General features: G+C 65.6%; 14 protein-coding genes. 7 read left to right on the plus strand and 7 right to left on the minus strand.

The window, feature by feature from the left end:
* Positions 1-196: 196 nt before the first annotated feature.
* The gene (locus CVS48_RS24085) at positions 197-982 is read right to left on the minus strand and encodes an inositol monophosphatase family protein (RefSeq protein WP_100856640.1); all 786 of its coding nucleotides are present in this window, start codon (positions 980-982) and stop codon (positions 197-199) included.
* 130 nt (positions 983-1,112) lie between these two features.
* Between CVS48_RS24085 and CVS48_RS24090 the strand changes: the two genes are divergently transcribed.
* On the plus strand, positions 1,113-1,901 hold the full coding sequence (locus tag CVS48_RS24090) for an RNA methyltransferase (RefSeq protein ID WP_100856641.1): 789 nt from the start codon (positions 1,113-1,115) through the stop codon (positions 1,899-1,901).
* 69 nt (positions 1,902-1,970) lie between these two features.
* Here the strand turns inward: CVS48_RS24090 and CVS48_RS24095 are convergent, their stop codons facing one another.
* The gene (locus CVS48_RS24095) at positions 1,971-2,960 is read right to left on the minus strand and encodes a Bug family tripartite tricarboxylate transporter substrate binding protein (protein WP_100856642.1); all 990 of its coding nucleotides are present in this window, start codon (positions 2,958-2,960) and stop codon (positions 1,971-1,973) included.
* A gap of 161 nt (positions 2,961-3,121) precedes the next feature.
* On the opposite strand from CVS48_RS24095, the gene CVS48_RS24100 reads away from it, so the two are divergent.
* The gene (locus CVS48_RS24100) at positions 3,122-3,883 is read left to right on the plus strand and encodes an IclR family transcriptional regulator (RefSeq protein WP_100856643.1); all 762 of its coding nucleotides are present in this window, start codon (positions 3,122-3,124) and stop codon (positions 3,881-3,883) included.
* 78 nt (positions 3,884-3,961) lie between these two features.
* Here the strand turns inward: CVS48_RS24100 and CVS48_RS24105 are convergent, their stop codons facing one another.
* From CVS48_RS24105 to CVS48_RS24125, 5 genes are all read right to left on the minus strand, one after another.
* Positions 3,962-4,807, minus strand: a complete 846-nt coding sequence (locus tag CVS48_RS24105; protein ID WP_100856644.1) for a mechanosensitive ion channel family protein — start codon at positions 4,805-4,807, stop codon at positions 3,962-3,964.
* Positions 4,808-4,965: 158 nt separating this feature from the next.
* A complete protein-coding gene (locus CVS48_RS24110) occupies positions 4,966-6,078 on the minus strand; it encodes a DUF1513 domain-containing protein (protein ID WP_167401140.1) in 1,113 nt (370 codons plus the stop codon).
* On the minus strand, positions 6,068-7,081 hold the full coding sequence (locus CVS48_RS24115) for an imelysin family protein (RefSeq protein WP_318269877.1): 1,014 nt from the start codon (positions 7,079-7,081) through the stop codon (positions 6,068-6,070). The genes CVS48_RS24110 and CVS48_RS24115 overlap by 11 nt, the downstream gene beginning before the upstream one ends.
* Before the next feature lie 222 nt (positions 7,082-7,303).
* Positions 7,304-8,818, minus strand: coding sequence for a di-heme oxidoreductase family protein (locus tag CVS48_RS24120; protein ID WP_100856646.1), 1,515 nt, complete (start codon positions 8,816-8,818; stop codon positions 7,304-7,306).
* Positions 8,815-10,113 carry an imelysin family protein gene (locus CVS48_RS24125; RefSeq protein ID WP_100856647.1) on the minus strand — a complete coding sequence of 433 codons (1,299 nt, stop codon included), beginning with the start codon at positions 10,111-10,113 and terminating at the stop codon, positions 8,815-8,817. The genes CVS48_RS24120 and CVS48_RS24125 overlap by 4 nt, the downstream gene beginning before the upstream one ends.
* Positions 10,114-10,324: 211 nt before the next feature.
* Here CVS48_RS24125 and CVS48_RS24130 point away from each other — a divergent pair, with 211 nt between their 5' ends.
* From CVS48_RS24130 to CVS48_RS24150, 5 genes are all read left to right on the plus strand, one after another.
* Positions 10,325-11,251 (plus strand): LysR family transcriptional regulator, encoded by a 927-nt coding sequence (locus tag CVS48_RS24130; RefSeq protein ID WP_100856648.1) that lies wholly within the window; start codon positions 10,325-10,327, stop codon positions 11,249-11,251.
* 106 nt (positions 11,252-11,357) lie between these two features.
* Positions 11,358-12,173 carry a class II aldolase/adducin family protein gene (locus CVS48_RS24135; RefSeq protein WP_100856649.1) on the plus strand — a complete coding sequence of 272 codons (816 nt, stop codon included), beginning with the start codon at positions 11,358-11,360 and terminating at the stop codon, positions 12,171-12,173.
* A 111-nt stretch (positions 12,174-12,284) separates the two neighbouring features.
* Positions 12,285-13,244 carry a Bug family tripartite tricarboxylate transporter substrate binding protein gene (locus CVS48_RS24140; RefSeq protein ID WP_100856650.1) on the plus strand — a complete coding sequence of 320 codons (960 nt, stop codon included), beginning with the start codon at positions 12,285-12,287 and terminating at the stop codon, positions 13,242-13,244.
* Positions 13,245-13,292: 48 nt separating this feature from the next.
* On the plus strand, positions 13,293-14,282 hold the full coding sequence (locus tag CVS48_RS24145; RefSeq protein ID WP_100856651.1) for an NAD(P)-dependent oxidoreductase: 990 nt from the start codon (positions 13,293-13,295) through the stop codon (positions 14,280-14,282).
* Between the two features lie 283 nt (positions 14,283-14,565).
* Positions 14,566-15,573: an ABC transporter substrate-binding protein gene (locus tag CVS48_RS24150; RefSeq protein WP_100856652.1), complete on the plus strand. Its 1,008-nt coding sequence runs from the start codon at positions 14,566-14,568 to the stop codon at positions 15,571-15,573.

Below are 15,573 nucleotides of genomic sequence, written 5' to 3' on the forward strand. Positions count from 1 at the left end.
AGCTCCAGAAGTTACACGACCGGTAATCGTACATGGAAAATTCATGACATGCCGGTGACGCGCCCCCGTCCGTTTGCCTGATGGCCATTGGCTTTGCGCCATGCGCAGGGCTTGCCCGAACGCGTCACGCCAAAAAAAAACCGGCCCGAAGGCCAGTCTTTTTTGAAACCGGATTCATGCCGGAATCAGGCCGGGATCAGGCCGCCGACGGCGGGTTCAGCGAGCCCAGCATTTGCGTGAAGATCTTGGGCGTGGCGGCCAGCACGTTGCCGCTGTCCATCCAGCCTTGCTCGCCATCGAAGTCGGCGATCAGGCCGCCGGCTTCCAGCACCATCAGGCTGCCGGCCGCCAGATCCCAGGTCTTCAAGCCCACGCCGCAGAAACCATCCAGGCGGCCGCTGGCCACGTAGGCCAGGTCCAGCACGGTGGAGCCCATGCGACGCACGCCGGTGACGTTTTCCGCCATGTGGCGGAAGCGCTGCGAACCCTGTTCAGGGTCGCCGGCGTTGGGCCAGTGGGCGCCCAGCAGCGCTTCGTGGTACCGAGTGCGGCCCGAGACGCGCACGCGGCGGTCGTTCAGGAAGGTGCCGCTGCCACGGCTAGCCGTGAACAGTTCGTTGCGCGAGGGGTCATAGATGACCGCTTGCGTCACTTGGCCGCGCTGCGTCAGCGCGATCGACACGGCGTAGTTGGGCAGGCCGTGGATGAAGTTCGTCGTGCCGTCCAGGGGATCGATGATCCATTGGAATTCAGCCTGGTCGGGACCTTGCAGCCCGAATTCCTCGCCCAGCACGGCATGGTCCGGGTAAGCGGCATGCAGGGTCTCGACGATGGACTCCTCGGCGGCGCGATCGACTTCCGTGACATAATCGCGCGGCCCCTTGCGAGCCACGCTGAGTCGTTCCAAATCCATGCTGGCACGGTTGATAATGGTGCCGGCACGCCGGGCCGCCTTGATGGCGATGTTGAGCATCGGGTGCATAAAATTCCGTACGTATGCGGTGGGTTCGCGTGATGATAGGCCACTTGCCGCCCCCCGGATCCATCGTCGCCCCAACGGGGAAATCGACCCAAAAAACCAGGAAGGCGTGAAGCCAAACGCGCCATTTTAAATGACTCAAGCATTTTCACGTGTTCGCTTCATTATGGTGAACCCCAGCCACCCCGGAAACGTCGGTTCGGCGGCCCGTGCCATCAAGACAATGGGCTTCTCCGAATTGGTCTTGGTAGAGCCTAAATTTCCAGATGTAACTACCCAGCCAGAGGCCGTGGCCTTGGCCAGCGGCGCGCTGGACGTGCTGGAAAACGCACGCATCTACCCCTCATTGGAAGAAGCGCTGGCCCCGGTGACGATGGCCTTCGCCCTGACCGCGCGGGTGCGCGACCTGGGCCCCCCGCCCTGCGACATCCGCCAGGCGGCCGACCTGGCCCGCGCGCATCTGGCCAGCACGGCCGAGGGCGTGACCGCCGTGGTGCTGGGCACCGAGCGGGCCGGGCTGACCAACGCGCAGATCGCGCTGTGCCACCGCATCTGCCACATTCCCGCCAACCCCGAATACAGCTCGCTCAACGTGGCCCAGGCGCTGCAACTGGCCGCCTGGGAGTTGCGCTATGCGCTGCTGGTGGAACAGGGCGCCGCCCTGCTGCCCGCCTCGACCGCGCAGGAACCGTCGCGCGGCGCCGAGCCCGCCTCGGGCGAGGCCGTGCAGGCGTTCCTGGCGCACTGGGAAGAGGCGCTGGTCGGCGTGCAGTTCCTGGACCCCGCCCATCCCAAGAAGCTGATGCCGCGCATGCGGCACCTGTTTTCACGCCCCGCGCTCACCCGTGACGAAGTGGACATGCTGCGCGGCGTCTGCACCGCCATGCTGGCCACGGCACGCAAAGGCCAGGCAAAAAAATAGGGATGGGCGCAATGCCCATCCCTGGTTCTGGTCAGCTCCGGCGGCAAGCCTGCCGGGGCAATCCAGGCATCAGTCCACCTTGGCGCCCGAGGCCTTGACCACCGGGGCCCAGCCCTCGACTTCCGACTTGATGAACGCGCCAAATTCGGCCGGCGTCGTCTTCACGCCCACGGCGCCCAGCTTCTCATAGCTGGTCTGCACGGAGGGGGTGTCCAAGGCCTTCTGCATGGCGGCGTTCAGCTTGTTGATCACTTCCGGCGGCGTACCGGCCGGCGCCAACAGGCCAAACCACGACGACACGTCGAAACCCTCAAAGCCCGATTCCTGCATCGTGGGCAGGTCCGGCGCGCTCTTGGAGCGGTCGGTGGTGGTCACGGCCAGAGCGCGCAGCTTGCCCGTTTGGGCGTGCGGCCAGGCAGACGGCATGTTGTCGAACATGAACTGCACCTGGCCGCCGATCAGGTCGGTCATGGCCGGGGCGCTGCCCTTGTAAGGCACGTGCAGGACGTCGATACCCGCCTTCATCTTGAAGAGCTCGCCCGCCATATGGATGGACGTGCCGCTGCCCGACGAGGCAAATGCCAGCTTGCCGGGGTTCTTCTTCGCGTAGTCGACCAGTTCCTTGACCGACTTCACCGGCACTTGCGGGTTCACGACCAGGATGTTCGGCACTTTCGCGCCAAGCGCCACCGGGGCGAAATCCTTGGTCAGGTCAAAGTTGACGTTCTTGTACAGCGTCTGGTTGATGGCGCTGGTCACGGCCACGAACAGCAGCGTGTAGCCGTCCGGGTCGGCGCGCTTGACCTGGTCGGTGGCGATGTTGCTGCCGGCGCCCGGCTTGTTTTCAACCACGAACGATTGGCCCAGGGACTCGGTAAGTTCCTTGGCCATGATGCGGGCGATCACGTCGGTGGTGCCACCGGCGGAAAAACCGACCACGATACGGACGGGCTTGTCAGGGTAGGCAGCGTGTGCGGAACCCATTGCGAATGCGCTTGCGGCGGTGGCCAGAAGGGTGGCGGCGAAACGCCGCAGGCCAGGCTTTTGACCTGTAGTCATAGTGTCTCCGTGCAGGTACTGTCCATTAGATGGACGATTTGAATTATTGGATGACGCATTTTGATCTATACACGACGGTTGCATCAAGGTAGAGTCCACGCTACGGACAATGGTTTTCCCTTGACCGTTCCGGAATAACCCTAGCTTTTTCAGAGATTTGCATGCCAGACAGTGATGCCGCGTCAGCAGGCCCACGTACCTTGCGGCGCGGACTGGCCGTGCTGGCCGCCCTGCGCGACCAAGGGCCCGATGGCCTCAGCGTGACCGATATCGCCCGCTTGACGGGCATACAGCGCCCCACCATTTACCGCCTGCTGGCCGCCCTGCTTGATGCCGGGCTGGTGCTGCCGGTTACGGGCACCAAAAAGTACCGCGCCCAATTGGCGGTGGATCCCGACACGCGCTCACGCGATCCGCGCGTGCGCCAACTGCTGCCGGTGCTGCGCCGCCTGGCCGACCGCACGGGCGACGCCGTCTTCCTGGTGGTGCGCGAAGACGACGATTCCATCAGCCTGCATCGCGAGATCGGCAGCTACCCGGTACAGATCCTTGCCACCTATGCCGGCAAGCGTCAGCCGCTGGGCGTGGGCTCGGGCGGCATGGCCTTGCTGGCCGCGTTGCCGGACGACCTGGCGCGCGGCATCGTGGAACGCAATTCGGGCCGGCTGGACGAGTACGGCGGCATGACGCCCCAGGAAATGTACCGACTGATCGACAACACCCGCGCGCGCGGCTATTCGGTAGTGGGCAACCACGCCGTGCGCGGCGCGCTGGGCGTGGGCTGCGCCCTGCTGGACGCACACGGCTCGCCGCTGCTGGCGGTTAGCGTCACGGCCATCATCGACCGCATGCCGGCCCAGCGCCAGCGTGAAATCGCGGGCTGGATCAAGGCGGAATTGGCGCGGCTGGTCATGCAGGCCTGATCTCCCCCTGGCCAGATAAAAAACGGGCGCCCGGATGAACCGAGGCGCCCGCTTGCATTGAAGACCCAACGAAGGCGATCAGGCCGCCGCGTCGGCGTTGCCCGCCGTCTTGGGGTTCTGGATTTCGCGCAGCGGAATCGGCGGTTGGAAGCCGGCCGCTTCCAGCGACGTGCGAATCTGCTGGTACAGGCCCCAGCGCAGGTCCCAGTACTTGCTGCTTTCGGCCCACACGCGCACGTTCACGATGACGCCGCTTTCCTTGTATTCGAACACCTTCACCTGCGGTTCCGGGTCCTTCAGCGCATCCGGACGCGCGGCCACGATTTCGTTCAGCTTGGCCAGCACCGCGTTTAGATCATCGCCATAGCGCACCGGCACCGGGATATCCAGACGACGGGTTTTGTTGCGGCTGTAGTTGATGATGGTGGCGTTCCATACCGTGCTGTTAGGCAGGGTCAGATGAATGCCGTCCCCCTGGACCAGGCGGGTCAGGAACAGGCCGACCTCTTCCACCGTGCCTTCGGAGCCCGAACTCAGGGCCACGTATTCACCGGCGCGGATAGGCCGAAGGATCAGCAGCATGATGCCGGCCGCGATGTTTTGCAGCGTGCCTTGCAAGGCCAAACCGACTGCCAGGCCGGCGGCGCCCAAGACCGCGATCAGGCTTGCCGTCTGCACGCCAAAGCGCGCCAGCACCGCGATCACCGTGAAGATACGCACCGCCCAGACGACCGTGCTGTAGAACATCGGCACGATGGTCGGATCGATCTTGCTGGACCGTGTGGCGGCGCGTCGAACCCAACTGCCCAGCAACGACGACACCCACCAGCCGATGATCAGGATCAACAGGGCGACCAGCAAATTGATGCCCATCTCCACCAGCCTGGGGGCCCAGGCGTTGAATTCGTTCAAGGCGTCTTCCATGGAATCTCCAACAAAAATGACAACCGAAAACTGTATCAGATGGCGGATACGCAAAGGGGCGCGCCGCAGCCTGGCTATGTCAAGCTTTGTAAGCGATGCGGCGGGTGCTTGTCAGCCTGTTTTTCAACCTGCTTTTCAACCTGCTTTTCAACCTGATTTCAGGCCGGAACGATGCGGAAGTGGTTGTCCCAGGACTGTTCGCGCGACGGCGGCAGCACCGGCGTTTCATGGCCCGCGGCATCGGTGCGCAACATGGCGCCCAAACCGCTGCTGACCAGAAAGCCGGCTTGCGGCGCGGGCGCCACGCCGCAGCCGTCGGCCAATTGCGTCGTGCCCAGGCAGCGGCCGCTGGCCGCGTCCCAATAGATCACCTGCCCGCCCACGGGGCTGGACGTGGCGATGATGCCGCCCGCCGCGTCCACCGTGACCGAGCCCACGTAGTTGCGCATATTGCGCAGCGTCTCGGCCGGCCCTTCGAATAGTTCCAGCGGCGCGCCTCGGCGATGCCGTCCCACCAGCGCGGGCCGGTCGGCGGCGGGCCCCATGTATTGGCAGCCGAACCACACGCAGCCATCAGCCGCCAGCGCCAGATGCCGGATCGACAAGCGATGCAACGCGGGCGCCAGTTCCACCTTTTCCAGCAGTTGGCCGCTGGCCGCGTCGATGTAGGCCAGCGACGGCCGCATCGTATCCAGGTTGAGTTCCAGCTTGCCGTAGTCGGGATGCGTCAGAATGCCGCCGTTGGCCACGCACAGCGTCTTGCCGTCGGGCATCAACACGACTTCGTGCGGGCCGATGCCGCCTGAGTCGAATTCGCCGACGCGCCGCCACGCCCCGCCCGGCGAGGCATCGTAAATGCCCAGCACGCCGCGCCCGGCCTCGAAATCATTTTCCGTGGCGGTCAACAGCCGTCCGCCCTCCACGAACGCGCCATGGCCGAAGAAATGGCGTTCGTCGGGCACCGGCAGCGCCTGGGGCTCGCCGCCCTCGCGCAGCGAAAACGCCACGGCGAAAAACCCCGGCTGACGGCCGAACACCACGGCGCGCTGGCTAGCGGAATCAATGGCAAAGCTGTGGCCGCGCGCGGGCATCGGCACCACCAGACGGTCGTGCCCGGCCTCGTCCAGCAGCACGGCTTCGTCACGTCCACCGCGCTTGCGTGCGCTCAGGTACAGCGGGCCGCCGTCGGCCGGAAGCGCGGCCCGCGCGGCAACGGGCGACAGGCCCAGCGCCGCAGCCATCGACAAGAAGCGGCGGCGGTCAATCACCATCAAGCGCATTGAATCCGATGGTGACGCCCAAGGCGGGCGCCAGGTTCTGGTCGACGATGTCCTTGGCGTTCTTCAGAGTCAGAGTAGCCAGCAACAACAGGCGGCGGCCTTCTTCAGCTTGCAGCGCCGTGTCCAGCGGCACCGGCACGGCTTGCAGGGTTTGCGCGGCGGCCTGCAGTTCGCCACGCACCGAGCCGTCTATCCACTCATCGCCCGCCGGTAAGGGGTACGCGCCAGCCTGGTAAAACGCCTTCAGGCCGTCCAGGTTCGCGGCCAACAGGCGCGTGGACAGCCCGCTGCGCCAGAATGCCGCGCGCTTGGGCCGCGCGGCATCTGGCGACTCGCCCAGCACCGGCAAGATCTTTACGTCGCGCGCAAATTGCAGGCCGGTCGACAAGGCCTTCATGGCTTCGGCCGCAACTTCCTGCGAGTTGCGGTACAGGTCGTTGCCCGACTGCGGCTTGGCGAACTGGCGGCCAAAATCGCCCTGCGCGCTCCAGGCCTGCGCCACATCGCGCGATATCGTCGCGACGTTGGCGGCCACCGCGCGCGCATAGCCGCACGCGTAGGCGAAGGTAGGCGCGGTGCTTTGCGCGTTCGACTTCAGCAGCGCCGGGTCGCCGTACAGCACATATTCCAACGCGGGCAGCCCTTGCACCGCCACGCTGCGGCCGGCCAGCGCGCCGGGCGCCAGCAAGGCTTCGTCCTTGGCAGCAATCAGTTGCTGCACTTGCCGGGGCATCACGCCGCGCGTGTCGGGCCAGAACGCCAGCCGCTCAAAGCGGTTGGCCTGCACCAGCGGCCCAAAGCGCAGAATCTCCACGCCCGACCAAGCCAGCGCCAATTGCGTGTAGGCCTCACCCACACGCGCCGCGCCTGCTGCATCCGGCTTGGCGCACCAGCCGCCCAGCGCGCCGTCCAGCGCGGCGGCAGCATCCACCATCTTGCCCACTGCCGGACGCGCGTAATCACGCGCCAGCCGTTCGCCCAGGTCAGCCGGCAGGGTGGCTTGAGACCCGGCTTGAGATCCGGCCTGAGACCCGGCCTGAGACCCGGCTTGCGACTGGGCTTGCGCGCTCATCGGTACTACCAAGGCGGCCGACAACGCCAGCACAGCCGCCAGGGCAGGCTTGAACACAGCAGGCTTGAACACAGCAGGCTTGAACCCGGCATGCAAGAACCGGGTCATCGCAGCGTATCGGGTCATCACGGCGTATCGGGCCATTTACAGCGACTCCAGGAAACGGATCAGATCGGCGCGCTCTTCAGGCGTCATCGCCACCACGCGATCGCGCGAGGGCTTGCCCGCGCCGCCATGCCACAGCACGGCTTCCAGCAAGGTGCGCGCGCGCCCGTCATGCAGCCAGGTGGCCGACGGGTTCACGGTCTTGGTCAGGCCGATGCCCCACAGCGGCGGCGTGCGCCATTCGCGGCCATTGGCCTGGCCGTCGGACACACCATCGGCCAGGTCGTCGCCCATGTCGTGCACCAGCATGTCGGTGTAGGGCCAGATCAGTTGGAAGCGATGCTCCGGCTGCTTGGCGTTGCGGCTCGTCACGTACTTGGGCACGTGGCACGCCACGCAATTGGCTTCATAGAACAGCTTCTTGCCCGCCAGCACGCGCGCGTCGTCCGCGTCGCGGCGCTGCGGCACGGCCAGGTTGGTGGAATAGGTGGTGATGAAGTCCATCAGCTTGGCCGGCACTTCTTCCGGACCAAAGCGCGGCTGCGCCCCGTGCGGCATGTCCAGGCACTGCTTCTGCGCGGGCGTGCAATCGCCCGAATGCTTGGGGAACATTGGCGTGGACAAGCCCATGTCGTTGGAGAACGCCGCGGCGCTCTGCTGTTCGACGGTGGGTTGGCCGGCCTTCAGGTTGAAGCGCCCCAGCGCGCGCTGGCCGGTGCGCGCATCGGTCACCCAGTTGGGTTTGCCGACGATGCCATCGCGCTTGTCCGCCCCCACGTTGGCCAGGATGTCGGCTTCGTGGATGGATTCCAGCAAGCCCAGGCCGATCATCGGCGGCGCCAGGCGTGGCGAGATCTGCGTGTCGGCGCGCATCGGGCCGTAGCCGGGGTTTTCGATGCGGTAAGTGGGCTTCATCAGCGTGGCGGTTTCGCCGCCATTCAAGGCCACCGGAATGGGCTCGTATTCGATCTCCATGCGGCCTTCGGCAGGCAGCCCCGCCACCGCGAAGTTCTGCAACTGCACGCCGTAGACGGGTTCGGGAAGCTCGGCGATTTCGCCCGGGGCCAGCTTGGGGTGGCCACGGTCGGGGCCGTGCGGCACGGCCAGGCGCAACAGCAGCGCCACGGCGTCCGTGCGTTCCAAGGGATCGAACCCGGGCACCGTGCCGCGTCCGTCCTTGGTATGACAGGCCTGGCAAGAGCGCGCGTTGAATAGCGGGCCCAGGCCATCGGACGCCTGCGTCGAGGCCGGCGCCGACACCCAGTCCTTGCGGAACAGGCCATTGCCAACCTGGAATTCCTGGCGCCCCTCGAAGCTCATGTTGGCCGAGGGTTGGGAAAAGATATCGGCGTTGATCAGTTTGTTGGTGGTCGCGGCGCCCGCCTGCATGGTTTCAAAGGATTCGACCTTTGAAAAGTCGCGCGTGGGCGCGGTGATGGCGGTGACGCGCTTTTGGTCTTCGGGCGTGAGGTCATCACGCCCGGCGGTCACTTCAGTGGCGGCGGCGCCGGCATGAGCCGACGCCGCCAGTACGGCGGCTAGTACGAGTTTCACTTGAATACGGCGTCAGGTTTGTCCAGGCTGTCGGAACCTTCGATGGCAACCTTGCCCAGCTCAAGCAGCGTGATCACGCGCTCCAGGCTGCGGGTTTGATCCACGAGGCGGTCAATGGCGGCCTGCACCACGGCGTTGCCTTCCTTGTTGCCATCCGCAATCATCTGGTCGTAGGTTTCGACCGTTTCAGCGCGGGTCTTCATGGCCTGCATGGCGGCCACGGTGGCGTCCAGCTTGGCGCGCACTTCGGCATCCAGCTTCGGATCGCGAGCCTTGACCAGTTCGGACAAGCTGGCGCCCTTGACCTCTTTGCCGTCGATGCGGGTGTAGGTGCCCAGATAGACGTTGCGGATGCCGATCTGGTCGTAGTAGTGCGAGTTGTGGGTGTTGTCCGAGAAGCAGTCGTGCTCTTCTTCGGGGTCATGCAGCATCAGGCCCAGCTTCATGCGTTCGCCGGCCAGTTCGCCGTACGACAGGCTGCCCAGACCGGTCAGCATGGCAATCAGCCCTGCCTTGGGATCTTCTTCGACGGCCTTGCGCGCGGCGCCGTCCTTCTTCCAGTTACCCACCATTTCTTCCAGGTCGGTCACCAGCAGATCCGTCACGGCCTTCAGGAATTCAATACGGCGCTCGCAGTGGCCGCCCGTGCATTGCTTGGTGTCGAAATCGGTGTGCGGGCGGTTGCCCGAATGGCGCTCTTGCGGCGTGCCCTTGCGGTCGGCCGGCGCGGGGCCGGAGCCGTTCAGGTCCTGGCCCCACAGCAGGAATTCGATGGCGTGATAGCCCGTGGCCACGTTGGCCTCGTTGCCGTCGGCTTCGTGCAGCACTTCGGACAGCAGTTGCGGCGTGATCTTGCTGACGTCCACCGTCTTGCCGCCCACCGAGATCTTGGAATTGGCGATGACGTTGACGGCGTAAAAAGCGTTTTCGTCGTTTTCGGTACCGTAGGAAGCGTCGACATAGTCGATCAGGCCTTCATCCAGCGGCCAGGCGTTCACGCGGCCTTCCCAGTCGTCAACGATGGGGTTGCCGAAGCGGTAGGCCTCGGTCTGCTGGTAGGGCACGCGGGCAGCCAGCCAGGCTTCGCGCGCGGCCTTCAGCGTGTCGGGGCTGGGCTTGGCGATCAGCGCGTTGATGGCCGTGCGCAGCGTCTTGGCGGCGGTAAGCGAGTCTTCATAGCCCGCCAGCGCCAGATCCGAATAGGTGGCGACCACAGCGCGAGGCTCTGCCGCCGCGTGGGCCGTTCCCCCGAATACCGCCGCGGCCAGCACCGCTCCCAACAACAACTTGCGCATCGACTTTCTCCCGTGACTCGAACGGTGTCCGCCCCCGCGGCGGGCCGTTCCGACTTCAGTTTTGAGGATGCGAGTGTAAACAATTTTCGTTTGATGTTCAGCCCAAAGTCAGATACCTGACACTTTTTTGAACGGCTTTCGCGATGAAATACGCGCAATATCAAGGGCTCGCCGCTACTATCCGGCAATCTCCCTTCCCCTACCGTTATCCATGGAACTTCGACAGCTCCGCTATTTCGTTCGCGTGGCCGAACTGGGCAGCATCGGCCGCGCGGCGCGAGATCTGGGCGTGGTCGCCTCGGCGCTAAGCCAGCAGATCAGCCGGCTGGAAAGCGAGCTGGCGACGCGGCTGCTGATGCGCACGCACACCGGCGTTGTTGCCACCGCCGCCGGCACCGCCTTCTTGCGGCAGGCCCGCTTGACGCTGCGGCACGCGGACAACGCCGTGGCCGCCGCGCGCGAGGCCCGGCTGGCCGGCATGGTCAGCGTGGGCTTTGCGCCCACCACCGCGTCACTGCTGGCCAAGCCGTTCTATGCCGCCATGGCCGAACGCTATCCCAATGTGCGGCTGCATCTGGTGGAAGGCTTGTCGGGCAACCTGGGCGAACAGCTTGGCAGCCGCCGCCTGGATCTGGCCGTGCTGTTTCAGAACGACAGCGGCCAGGGGCGCAGCGCCATCCCCGTGCTGGATGAACGCTTGTTCCTGCTGGCCCGGCGCGGCATGGTTGCACTGACCGATGGCGAGCCCACCACCATTGCCGAATTGGCGGGCCTGCCGCTGGCGGTGACCAGCAAGGCGCACGGCCTGCGCGCCTGGGTCGAAGCCGCTTTCGAACGCGCGGGCATCGAACCCTGGGTCGCGGTCGAGGTAGACGGCCTGACGACCCTGATGGACCTGGTGCAGGCCAACCCCATCGCCACCATCCAGCCGGGCGCGGCGGTCGCGCGGGCCGAGGCGGGCCTCTTGAACATGCACCCCATCGACGACCCGTTCCTGTACCGGCGCAACGCCGTCTACTGCATCGACGAAGAAGAATTGTCGCCCGCCGCGCTGGCCGCCCGCGTGGTGCTGGTGGACGTGATGCGCGCCCAGGTGCGCCATGGCGCCTGGCCCGGCGCCACCCTTCTGGATTCGTGATGCCCCCATGCCGGGCGCATGGCTAGGCCGCGGCAAGTCACACGGATAAAGTGGGTTCATGGACGCTGCGGCATCGTGCCACGGCCAAGCACCTTCTTGATATCCGATGACGACTGACACCCGACGCCCGGGCGTGTTACCCCCCGGTGTGCTTCCTATCTCTTCGATGCGCCCGCACTGTTCCGAACAGGAGTGGCAGGCCCGCGTCGACCTCGCCGCCTGTTACCGGCTGGTGGAACACTACGGCATGGCCGACATGATGGCCAACCACATTTCGTCGCGCGTGCCGGGCGAAGACAACGCCTTCCTGATCAACCCCTACGGGATGATGTACGAAGAGATCACGGCGTCCAGCCTGATCAAGGTAGACCTGGACGGCACCGTCCTGGCCAAGCCCGACTTCGGCGACCTGGACTACGGCATCAACAAGGCCGGCTACGTGATCCACAGCGCCGTGCACGCCGCGCGCCATGACGTGGACTGCGTGATCCACACGCATAGCTGGGCGTCCATGGCCGTGGCCTCGCTGGACTGCGGCCTGCTGCCGCTGACGCAGACCGCCATGCGTTTCCTGAAGATCGGCTATCACGACTACGAAGGCGTGGTGCTGGACCTGCAAGAGCAGCAATCGCTCTTGCGCGACCTGGGCCAGGGCGAGGCGCTGATCCTGCGCAACCACGGCGCGCTGACCGTGGGCCGCACGGTGGGCGAGGCCTTCAACTGGATGCACCGGCTGGAACTGGCCTGCCGCGCGCAACTGGCGGCCATGGCCACGGGCTCGCCCCTGCGCGCCGTCAGCCCGGCCGTGCTGGAAGAGACCTGGAACAACTATCAGCCCGGCACGCGGCGCCCTTACGGCGTCATGGAATGGCCGGCCCTGCTGCGCAAGCTGGACCGCATGGACCCGAGCTTTCGGAGCTGACCGACTAAAGACTGGCTGGCTGGCTGAAGCCCCCCCCCTTTTCAAAAGCGCTGGCCGACGTGGCGGCACGGCGCTGACACCGCCCACACAACAACCACGAACGGAGACAACATGAACACTGCCCGAGCCCTGCTCGCCGCCGCAGCGACGGCCTGCGCCTGTACCGCTCTGCCCGCGACTGCCGCGGACTACCCCGACAAACCCGTCAGGGTAATCGTCGCGTTCACCGCGGGCGGCACCACCGACACCCTGACGCGCAGCGTCTCCAATGTGCTGGCCAAACAATTGGGCCAGTCCTTCGTGGTGGAAAACAAGCCCGGCGCCGGCGGCAATATCGGCACGGAATTCGTGGTGCGCGCCGCTCCTGACGGGCACACGCTGATCGTCAATTCCGTGGGCCCCATCGCCGTCAATTCATCGCTGACCAAGCTGCCCTTCGACCCGCTGACCGACCTGATTCCCATGGTGCAGATCGCCACGGTGCCCAACGTGCTGGTGGTGCCGCCGTCTTCGCCCGCCAAGGACATCAAGGGCTTCCTGAAGTACGTCAAAGAAGCCAAGCAACTGAACTACAGCTCCACCGGGGTGGGCACGTCATCCCACTTGGCCAGCTACATGCTGATGGACCAGTTGGGCGTGGAAGCCACGCACGTGCCGTACAAGGGCGCGGATGCGGTCAACGACCTGCTGGCCGGGCGTATTGATTTCATGTTCGCCACCATTCCGTCGGTGATCGGGCAGATACGCGCGGGCAAGCTGCGGCCGCTGGCGGTCAGCACGTTGCAACGCTCGGCCACCCTGCCCGACCTGCCCACCATCGCCGAATCCGGCTATGCGGGCTTTGACGCCGGATCGTGGTTTGGCTTCTTCGCGCCCAAGGGCACGCCGCCCACGGTCGTGGCCACCATCAACCGCGAAGTCAACGCCGCGCTGCCGGGCCTGCAGACGCAGATGGTGAACGAGGGCGCTGAACCCGTGGGCGGCACGCCGGCGCAGTTCGCCACCTTCATCAAGCAGGAACACGACAAATGGGCGGCGCTGGTGCGCAAGTTCCAACCCAACCCCAACTGAGCCCCTGACGCTTAACCCCTGACGCTTAGCCCCCGACGCCGCCCTTCTATGCCGCAAGAAGAGATCCGCATCCTGTGTTCGCCGACCGAGGCGGACACCTTGCGCCACGCGCTGCCCGCCACCGGCGGGCGGCGCTTCACGCTGTGCCATCCGCAAGCCGGCCAGCCCTGCGACGCGCAGGTGGCGTTTGTGTCCCGCGATATCACCGGTGATTCGACCAAGTTCCAGATCACGCCCGACACGGCGCTGTATTACGACGCGATGCGCGATGCGCCCACGCTGCAATGGGTGCACGTGCATTCCGCCGGCGCCGACCGCGAGATCTATCAGCATCTGCACGCGCGCGGCGTGACCATCACCACCTCGCAAGGCGCGACCGACGCCGTGGTGGCGCAAACCGCCATCGGCGGCGTGCTGGCCCTGGCGCGCCGCCTGCCCTTGTTGGCGGCCGACCAGCGCGAGCGCGCATGGCGGCCGCTGTTGGGCGCGCGCACACCGCGCGACCTGGCGGGCCAGCATGCGGTGGTGGTGGGCTGGGGCGCCATCGGCCAACGCATCGGCACGTTGCTGGGCGCGCTGGGCCTGACACTGACCGTGGTGCGCCATTCCGCCACGCCCGTGGCTGATGCCCGCCACACCGCCACATATGACGAACTGACCGGCCTGCTGCCCCAGGCAGACTGGCTGGTGCTGGCCTGTCCGCTGACCTCGGCCACGCGCGGGTTGGTCGACCGCGCCGCGCTGGCCGCCCTGCCCGCGCATGCATCGGTCATCAACGTGGCCCGCGGCCATGTCATCGACGAGCCCGCGCTGATCGAGGCGCTGGCGGCGGGCCGGCTGGGCGGCGCGTTCCTGGACGTTTTCCAACAAGAGCCGCTACCGCCGGAATCCCCGCTATGGAGCCTGGACAATGTCATCGTCACGCCGCACAGCGCTGGCTTTTCAGATGGCAACAGCGCCCGCGTGCGTGCGCTGTTCTTGAACAATCTGCAACGCTGGGCTGGCGGCGAGCCGCTGGCCAATAGGCTGGTGGGCTGATGGGCTGATTGGTTGGCTGATCAGGTAGCCAGTGCTTGGCCAGGCGATCGGCAGACTTCGCCCTTGATACGTCCCCTTAAATGGTGCGCCATGCACCAAAATGGTTCACGCCAAGCACCAGCCCGAGGCCCGCGCGGCCAGCACCTCGGCGCAAACCCCAGAAGAAGCCCCGGCAGGAACCCACTCGCAAACCTGGCACGGGTTTTGCTTGATGACTGGTATGCAAGCTTGTCTACAAGACAGGCCTCAGACCCAAATCAATGCAAGCCCTCCAGGAGCCCTCATGATCAACCGCAATGCGCCCTTCGCTTTCAACGCCACCCGCCGCCGCCTGATCCAGGGCGCCGCCCTGGGCGCCGCGACGCTGGCCGCGCCCGCGCTGGTGCGCGCGCAGTCGGGTCCGGTAATCCGTATCGGCTTCTGGCCCGTTGCCGCCGGCCTGCCGTTCTACGCCGCGGTTGAAAAAGGCTATTTCAAGGAAGCCGGCCTGAATGTCGAACCGCTGAAGTTCGCGGGCGCGCAGCAGGTCATGGAAGCCATGCTGGCAGGCCGCGCGGACGGCAGCGCCAACGGCACGGGCTCGGCCAACCTGGCCATTGGCGAAATCGCCTCGCCCGGCCTGTTCAAGATTTTTGCGTCCAACCCCAGCAACGTGAAGAACGTGCTGGATGAGTTCATCGTCGCGAAAGACAGTCCCATCAAATCCATAGCAGACCTCAAGGGGAAAAAGGTCGGATCTGGACCCGGCATCCAGAACGCCACGCTGGCCAAAGCAGTGCTGGAGCGCGCCGGCGCAACCGGAGCAACCGTGGTCGAGTTGGCAATCAGCCAACACGTGGCCGCGGTTGCCGCCGGCCAGTTGGATGCGTGCTACACGCTGGAGCCCACGGGCACGGTGGGCCGCTTGAACGGCACCACCCGCGTGCTGGAAACCGGCGTGATCGCCAAGTACGTGTTGGGCGATCCCATGGCGCCGTGGTTCGGCGGCTCGGCCTCGCTGACCACCGCCTTCCTGAAAAAGCATCCGGAAGAAAGCAAAAAATTCATCGCGGCCTATGCGCGCGGCATTGAACTGATCCGCACCAAGCCGGCCGAGGCGCGCCCCTTCATGAAGGGCTACACCGCCATCGAAGGCCCCATGACCGAAGAAGTGCCGCTGGCCGCCTACACGCTCTACAACGAGTTCACGGCAAGCGACATTCAGTACTTCCAGAAATTCTTCGACCTGTTCACCGAAAAGGGCATCTTCGCGCAGAAGGTCGACGTGTCGTCCATGCTTTACAAGGGCTGA

It is taken from the genome of Achromobacter spanius (assembly GCF_002812705.1).
Lineage (GTDB): Bacteria > Pseudomonadota > Gammaproteobacteria > Burkholderiales > Burkholderiaceae_B > Achromobacter > Achromobacter spanius.